The organism is Chloroflexus sp. (assembly GCF_034434295.1).
Lineage (GTDB): Bacteria > Chloroflexota > Chloroflexia > Chloroflexales > Chloroflexaceae > Chloroflexus.
In genome coordinates this window covers 1-7,580 of sequence record NZ_DAOTZQ010000119.1, presented here as the reverse complement: position 1 = coordinate 7,580, position 7,580 = coordinate 1, and the positions used below count along the sequence as shown (strand labels likewise).

At 57.4% G+C, this 7,580-nt stretch carries 4 protein-coding genes; 2 read left to right on the top strand and 2 right to left on the bottom strand.

Annotated elements, in window-relative coordinates:
* Positions 1 to 112: 112 nt before the first annotated feature.
* Positions 113 to 1,468, bottom strand: a complete 1,356-nt coding sequence (locus VAE57_RS16075) for an aspartate aminotransferase family protein (protein ID WP_322822873.1) — start codon at positions 1,466 to 1,468, stop codon at positions 113 to 115.
* 150 nt (positions 1,469 to 1,618) lie between these two features.
* Between VAE57_RS16075 and VAE57_RS16070 the strand changes: the two genes are divergently transcribed.
* Entirely contained in the window at positions 1,619 to 2,269 is a 651-nt protein-coding gene (locus tag VAE57_RS16070) for a CoA pyrophosphatase (RefSeq protein ID WP_322822872.1), read from the top strand.
* A 596-nt stretch (positions 2,270 to 2,865) separates the two neighbouring features.
* Here the strand turns inward: VAE57_RS16070 and VAE57_RS16065 are convergent.
* Positions 2,866 to 4,038, bottom strand: a complete 1,173-nt coding sequence (locus VAE57_RS16065; protein WP_322822871.1) for a S1C family serine protease — start codon at positions 4,036 to 4,038, stop codon at positions 2,866 to 2,868.
* A 900-nt stretch (positions 4,039 to 4,938) separates the two neighbouring features.
* Here VAE57_RS16065 and VAE57_RS16060 point away from each other — a divergent pair.
* On the top strand, positions 4,939 to 7,580 hold a 2,642-nt coding region (locus VAE57_RS16060; RefSeq protein WP_322822870.1), incomplete at its 3' end, for a tetratricopeptide repeat protein.

The window sequence follows — 7,580 nt, the reverse complement described above, 5'->3', positions numbered from 1 at the left end:
GCGTCGCCCCGACCACAACAACTCACCGCCTCGCCGATGGACACCCGGTACCGCGTCTATCCATCGCTGAACTTTGCCCAGAGCGGGAGAGGTGAGGGGCAGCTTGCCGGAATCACGCTTTAATCGCAGACACTGTGGCTTCAATCGAGTCGGCGATGATCTGTACGATCTGATCGATCTGTTCGTAGGTGGTAACCAGCGGCGGTGCCAGACAGATCGTGTCCCCCACGACACGGGTGAAGAGTCCGCGAGCAGTCATCTCTTTTTGGACGCGCACGCCGACGTTGGCACTGGCAGGGAAGGGCGCTTTGGTTGCAGTGTCTGCGACCAGTTCAATTCCGGCCATCATACCTTTACCACGGACGTTCCCGACATGCGGTAGGGCGTATAGCTCTTGTAGCCGCCGCAGCATGTAATCGCCGACTTCGGCAGCCCGTTGCACCAGCCCCTCACGTTCGATGATGGCGATATTGGCCAGGGCTACGGCACAGGCGGTCGGGTGGCCTGAATAGGTGAAGGCGTGCATCCAGCGCTGTTCGGGTGGCACCGATTGGATAGCCTCGTAGATGCGGTCGCTCACGCCGATGCCACCGAGGGGAATGTAGCCCGAGGTAATGCCCTTCGCGAACTGGGCAATATCCGGCTCGATGCCGTAGTGTTCCAGCCCAAACCAGCGCCCGGTACGCCCAAAGCCGGTGATGACTTCGTCGCTGATCAAGAGTACATCGTAGTAGTCGCAGATTTCGCGAATGCGCTTGAAATAGTCGTCTTGCGGGGGAATGACGCCGCCAGCCCCCTGCACCGGTTCAGCGATGAAGGCTGCAACTGTGTCCGGCCCTTCACGTACAATCGCCTCTTCGAGCAGGTTGGCTGCGGCCACCCCATCACTCAGGTGCGGGGTAGGATTGACGAAGCGGTAGGGGTACGGCGACTCGATATGGATGAACCCCGGTACGCGCGGCTCAAACATCGGCCAGTACGCGGGTAGGCCGGTCGCACTCATCGCCGCCATGGTGACGCCGTGATAGCCCTTCATACGCGAAATAAACTTGACCTTCTCTGGCTTGCCGACCGCCTTCCAGTAGAAACGTGCGGTCTTGAACGAGCTTTCGGTGCTCTCGGCGCCGCCCGACGTGAAGAAGAAGTGGTTGATGCTCGGATAGAAGAGTTCGCTGAGTTTCCGCGCCAGTTCAATTGCCGGCAGATTGGTCGAGCCAACGTAAGCCGAATAGTAGGCCAGTTGCTTCATCTGGTTGCAGGCCGCTTCGGCCAGCTCGGCTCGACCATGGCCGACATTGACATTCCACAGTCCGCTCAGACCGTCAATGTACTCGCGCCCTTCGGCATCAATCACAATCGAACCACGACCGGCAACCCAGATTTTCGGATTCTGGTGCGCCGTCGGATGGGTGAGAGGGTGGATCAGATAATCATGATCGGCCTGAAGCTGTTCGTGCAGGGTGTTCACACGCTCCTCCTTGTTGGGAATATCGGTGTTGATGGTTGGATTGTAGCGGAGAAGTGGAGAGACGGCAAGCCGTACCTGTGTGGCAGGTGATACGCAGTGGATAGAGTACAATATCAGGATCAGGCAGATACATAGAGGTTGGAGACAGCTATGAGCTGGAGAAGACAAATCGAGTTGATCGAGGCGGCCCTGGCCGCCCCACCGCCACCGTCGAGCGAACTACTCGTGTTACGTCGCCTCGACGGTACGCCACTGCGTCCGCTTCAGCCGCCATCGGGCGTAACCCCACGCGCCTCGGCAGGGCTGCTCTTACTCATCCCACACGCCGACACGTTACACATTCCGTTGACAGTACGGTCGAGTCGGGTGACCACCCATCGCGGTGAGGTGTCGCTACCGGGTGGTGGCATTGATCCAACCGACGATGGTGCCGTGGGGGCGGCGTTGCGCGAAGCTCAGGAAGAGATAGGCATTCATCCAGCACAGGTTGTTGTTCTCGGCCAGCTTTCGACGTTTTACATTCCGCCGAGTAATAACTATCTGACGCCAGTCGTTGGCTTATACCCAACCTCATTCGAGCCGCAGCCCGATCCCGAAGAGGTGGAACACGTCTTCACCGTCCCCCTGGCGACACTTCTCGATCCGGCCACGGTGCGCGAGGAGATTTGGGAGCGCAACGGCACGCCGATGCGGGTACCCTTTTTTGCCTTGAACGGGTATAAGGTATGGGGGGCAACTGCGCTACTGCTGAGCGAATTTGTGGCGCGGTTGCGGCGCACGGGGCAGGGATTGTCTGTCTGAATAACTCAGTTGGGGTGGGGGGCGGGCATCAGGCACGGCTGACATGAAATCGCAACTGACACTATGCGTCGTTCAGGTTGTTGTGCCCACGCCGGAACAACACCAGGCGGGTCGGTAGTGAGCCGCTGGTTGTTCGGTACGGGCGCACAAACAGGTTCACGTACAGTTGCATGTAGAGACAGCACCAGCATGACGGGTGGTCAGCAGGTGACAGTGATGCTGCGACACGCCCCCACCCTTGCCCGCCCCCGCTGGGGGCGGGGATCGCCGGAGCAGGATGGTTCCCGCTGTCGTGCATTGGTACAGGGTGATGATAACCTGATGGAAACAGGTATGGGCGAGCGGGAGGCTCCGCTGCCGGCGCGGCACAATGTGCGGGTTTCAGGTGACGGGCACACCGGAGGTGCGCTCCCAGCGCTTGCGAGCAGCGGAACAATATGCGGGCGGTGTCTTGTCCGCTATCAAACTAGATTTGATATGGTTCAGAATACAAAAGGCGCGGCCCATGACTTCCATACGCCGCACCCGTAACATGACTAAAGGTGTGGCAGGATTTCTGCCACACCCCAAACCTGTGACGCGAACACACCTGGCTCTCAACGCAGGTTAGCCGGACGTTCACCCAGGGTCACCGACACCCGCTGTTCCTGACCATCGCGAAGGATGGTCAATTCCACCGTATCACCGGGGCGATACTGCAAGAGGAGCTGGCGCAGCGAGACGGTGCCATCGAGCCGCTGATCATTCACGGCGAGGATGATGTCGCCTTCGCGCAGACCGGCCTGCGCTGCGGCGGTGTTCGGCAAGACGGCGGGCTGACCACTGATACCGGCATTGATGTAAGCGCCATTCTGTACCGGCAGGTTGTACTCTGCGGCAACCTCGCCATCGATCATCAGGTAGGTAATACCCAGGAACGGATAGCGCACCTGACCGGTACGGATGATCTGGTCGGCAACGTTGGCGAAGATACTGCTCGGCACTGCGAAGCCAAGCCCCTCAACCGGCGCACTCGACCCGAAACCGAGATCGTTGCGTACAACCAGCGTGTTGATGCCGACGACTTCACCGCGCAGGTTGATCAACGGGCCGCCGCTGTTCCCACTATTGATCGCAGCATCGGTTTGAATCAGACCCTCCATACCACTACCGGGCACCGAACGGTTCAGTGCGCTGACCACGCCGGCAGTCACCGTGTTGCGGAAATTACCAAGTGGACTACCGATAGCCAGCACTGTTTCGCCGGGCTGCAATGCCGACGAGTCACCGATAGCGGCGACACCCGGCACCTCGCCATCGACTTTCAGCACCGCAATATCGTTGAGCGAGTCGGTACCGATTAGCTTAGCCTCACGGCGGGCACCATCAGCGAAGAGTACGTAATAACGACTACCCCCACTGACAACGTGGTTATTGGTGATGATGTAGCCCTGATCGCTGATAATGACACCGCTCCCGCTCCCCTGACCGGTGCTGCCGGTAACGGTGACAGTGACGACTGCCGGTGCCACACGCTTCACGGCTTCAACCATCGCATCAGAGACACTGACAACCTCGACCGGTTGGGTAACGGTTTGGGTTGAGGACGAGGTGCCATTGCTCGCAATGACCGGCTGGGCATTGATGGTCGTAACTGTAGCCGCGACCTGGGCCACAGTCTGGCGGGCCACCAGATAACTGACCAGACCACCGGTTGCGGCACCACCGGCAACGCCGATAAAGATGCCGAGTAAGAAGACAAAGATCAACGCTAAACGATTAACATTCATCGTACACCTCCCTGGCGTCAGACGACAACGATGCCGTCGTTTTCGCTAAGAGTATCATGACGGGAAGTTTTTAATGTTTGGTTAGAAGGTTGTTAGAAGGTGATGAGATTTTGGGGGAGGAGATAGGAGAAAAATAGGAGATAAAAGAGGAAATAGGAGGGAGGGAAAGGAGAGGGGGTTAAGTGATGTTGGGGTATTACGGGCGAGTGGGGGGGATAGCACATCTGGTGGTATAGCATTCGTAGCACGTCATCGGACGATCATGCTGGTACTATCTCTGAACGCGGATGCGCCGAACCATCCTTCCCGCCCAGTACGCACTGCGATCACGTCGTAGAGTGGATACCGTTGCCAGACCAGATTGCCCGTGGCGCATGGTATGGCGTGCGGCAGCCACGCTGCTGCACCAACCGTGCTTCCAATCCAGCGCAGATCGCAGCGGTTACGTTACCGGTCACGGCGACACCACGTGTACAGCGCACATTCCGTCAGGCTTACCCTTCCGTCCGTGATAAGCGAACCGCATATGACATATGAGCAGTGGTGCGGAATGTATCCAGCCTGACCTGCCATCTCCTCCTCCTCTCATCACGTGCCGGCGACCAGGTGACGGGTGAGCGCAGGCAGGAAGTTTGCCCATTGAGCGCGGTATCGGTGCCGCGCTACAACGCAGCCGAATAACGTGGTGCGCATAACCAAATAGTGTCCTTAACATTCATGTACTTTATCCAGCGAGATTTGATAGTTTTGCATCTGTATCCTCCGTGTCGCTATGGTGACAAAGATAGCAACTTTGGTTATAATGGGAAAAGCAGCTTCCCTAACATTCACGGCTCGCGATCTGCCGAACATGCTGGCGGAAGCGGTAGAGTGCATCCGAAGCAGGCATTGCCGAATACAATGATTGCCGCAACGAACCCCTACATTGCAGGAAAACCGGTCGGAAAAACGCCGAACTTTATCGGTCGTGAGGATGTGCTGCGTGAGGTTGAGCGTTTTCTGCACAACCCTCACCAGCATGCGCTGGCCCTGTACGGGCAACGTCGGATTGGTAAGACATCAATTCTTCACCACCTGGAGGATACACTCCCGCAACGCGGCAACTACGTGCCGATCTTCTTCGACCTGATGGCACGGGCCGATACCTCCCTCAATGGCATTCTGAACGATTTGGCTCGCACGATTGCAGACAGGCTGCGTTTGCCCGATCCGGTGCTCGATCCACCGCCAGCACGATCATTTCACACCGCCTTTCTCCCCAGCGTATTCGCGCAGATTGATAAAACCAAGACGCTGGTCTTGTTGCTTGATGAATTTGATGTACTGGACAATACCCAAAATCCACCAACCGACTTCTTTGCCTACCTGCACGAACTCTTCCGTAGCGACTTTCCACGGCTGAAGTTTGTCTTCGTGCTTGGCCGCAATATTGATGACCTGAGCTATTTCGTCTACGGCCTGTTCAAAGATGTACCTTCAAGACGCATCTCCTTTCTCAGCGAGCAGGATACCACCACCCTTGTCCGTCTGTCCGAACGGCAGGGCAGTCTGGCCTGGAGTGACGAAGCGGTACACGCGGTCTGGCAACTGACCGGCGGCCATCCCTTTCTGACGCAGGCGTTGTGTGGTGAGGTGTGGGATGCAGAGTATGATCAGAGTGACACACCAGGGCCGGTACAGGCAACCGCGGTTGAGAATGCAATTACGCCGACACTGGACGTCAATCGTCACGCTCTGGAATGGATTTGGAATGGTCTGGGACCGGCAGAAAAGGTAGCCACCGCAGCGCTGGCCGGTCTGGGCCAAACCATCGTCGACGAAGAGCAACTGGTGGCAATTCTAAATGAGAGTGGCGTACGCCTCGTACTCCGTGAGTTGCGTGAGGCACCGAAGAAACTGCAAGAGTGGGATATTCTGGTGTCGGCTAACGGTGGCTATCGGTTCCGGGTAGAGCTGCTGCGGCGCTGGATTGCGCTGAATAAACCGCTGTCACGTACCCAGGAAGAGCTGGATCGGATCAAACCGCTGGCAGACAGCCTGTACAATATAGCACGCATTCTGTATAACGACAACAAATTGCCAGAAGCTGAGAATGAACTGCGGCGGGCGCTAAGAGAGAACCCCAACCACGCTGGCGCACGCGAATTACTGGCTGAGCTGTTGCTCCTTAACAACCGGTGGACTGAGGCCCAAACTGAGCTAGAGGCCCTGTTCGACATGGTGCCGGGCAGAGCGTACTCACGGCTGAAGCAGGTCTACCTCGAACGGATGAAGAGTGCCACCGGTGTGGACCAACGTCGGGCGTTGATCGACCGGGCCTGGGAGCGGCTGGCAAACGACCCCGACATTCGCAGCGAACATCACCGCCTGTACCAACAGCTCGGTGCTGATTACGAAGCACAAAACCGGCTGACCGAAGCATTACAGGCGTATGAGCAGGCAGAAGATACACCGGCTCAGGAACGTATCCGTACCCGTATACGCCAGCAAGCGGTACAACAGGCACTGAAAGAACTGGAGCAGCTTCGCCGACAGCGTGACTATGCCACCGCCAGAGCACGGTTGCAGCAACTGATCACTGATTACCCAACCGATCACGACTGGCAGCGTGAACAGGCCACCCTGGAACAGGATATTCGTCTCGACGAGCTGTACCGGCAGGCGTTAGGTGCGATCCAGCAAGAAGACTGGAGCAGCGCCAAAAGGTTGCTGACTGAAGTCATTGCCCTCAATCCCGACTACGAAGAGGCCAGTCGCTATCTATACTGGGCCGTCTACCGTATTGATCCCCAATCGGAACTGGCACAGCGCGACAAGACGATTGCCCGCCTTGAGGCAGACCTGACGCAACGTGATGCAACCATTCAGCAGTTGCAGAGCAACATTGCCCAACGTGATAAGACCATTCAGCAGTTGCGAAGTGACATCGCCCAACGTAATGAGACCATTCAGCAGTTGCAGAGCAACATTGCCCAATATGAAAGTAACGTTGCTGGAACCGTTCTCGTTGGCTCCGAAAGAAGACCTGAAGGGGTTATACCCTCATCATACACAACCCCTCTCGGTGAAATTACTGCCGTTTACCCTTCCAGTCTCAACCCTAACCCGTTTGAAACTCAATCAAACCAAACCGAATCATCGCCACCACCCCCCCAGCTCTCGCGCTGGAATCCACTGGACGGCCTGCGCCTGCTGTGGTGGGTGTTGATGAAGCCGGCCCTACTCAATCAGTATACAGCAGCATACGGGGATACATCGATACGCCCGATAGCCGACCGGCTGGCATATCTACTGGCGCTTGGCCCGCTCCTCATACTATCACTGGGCGTCAGCCTGGGACTGATGGGAACACCATCCCCTGCGTCGCTTGAATGGCTGGCAGAACAGCAACTTACCGGGCTATGGCAAACCCAACCGTGGATGCCACCCATCATCATGCTGCTCTGGTTCACTTGCTGGTTGCTTAATGATTGGTTTGATGATAGAGGGCTTGCTGGCGGCGTGGCGTTCGGCGTGGCGGGCGGCGTGGCGGGCAGCGTGGC

Excerpts from the sequence above, each read along its gene's own strand:
- VAE57_RS16070 (WP_322822872.1), top strand. The coding sequence starts at position 1,619 with ATGAGCTGGAGAAGACAAATCGAGTTGATCGAGGCGGCCCTGGCCGCC.
- VAE57_RS16065 (WP_322822871.1), bottom strand. The coding sequence starts at position 4,038 with ATGAATGTTAATCGTTTAGCGTTGATCTTTGTCTTCTTACTCGGCATC.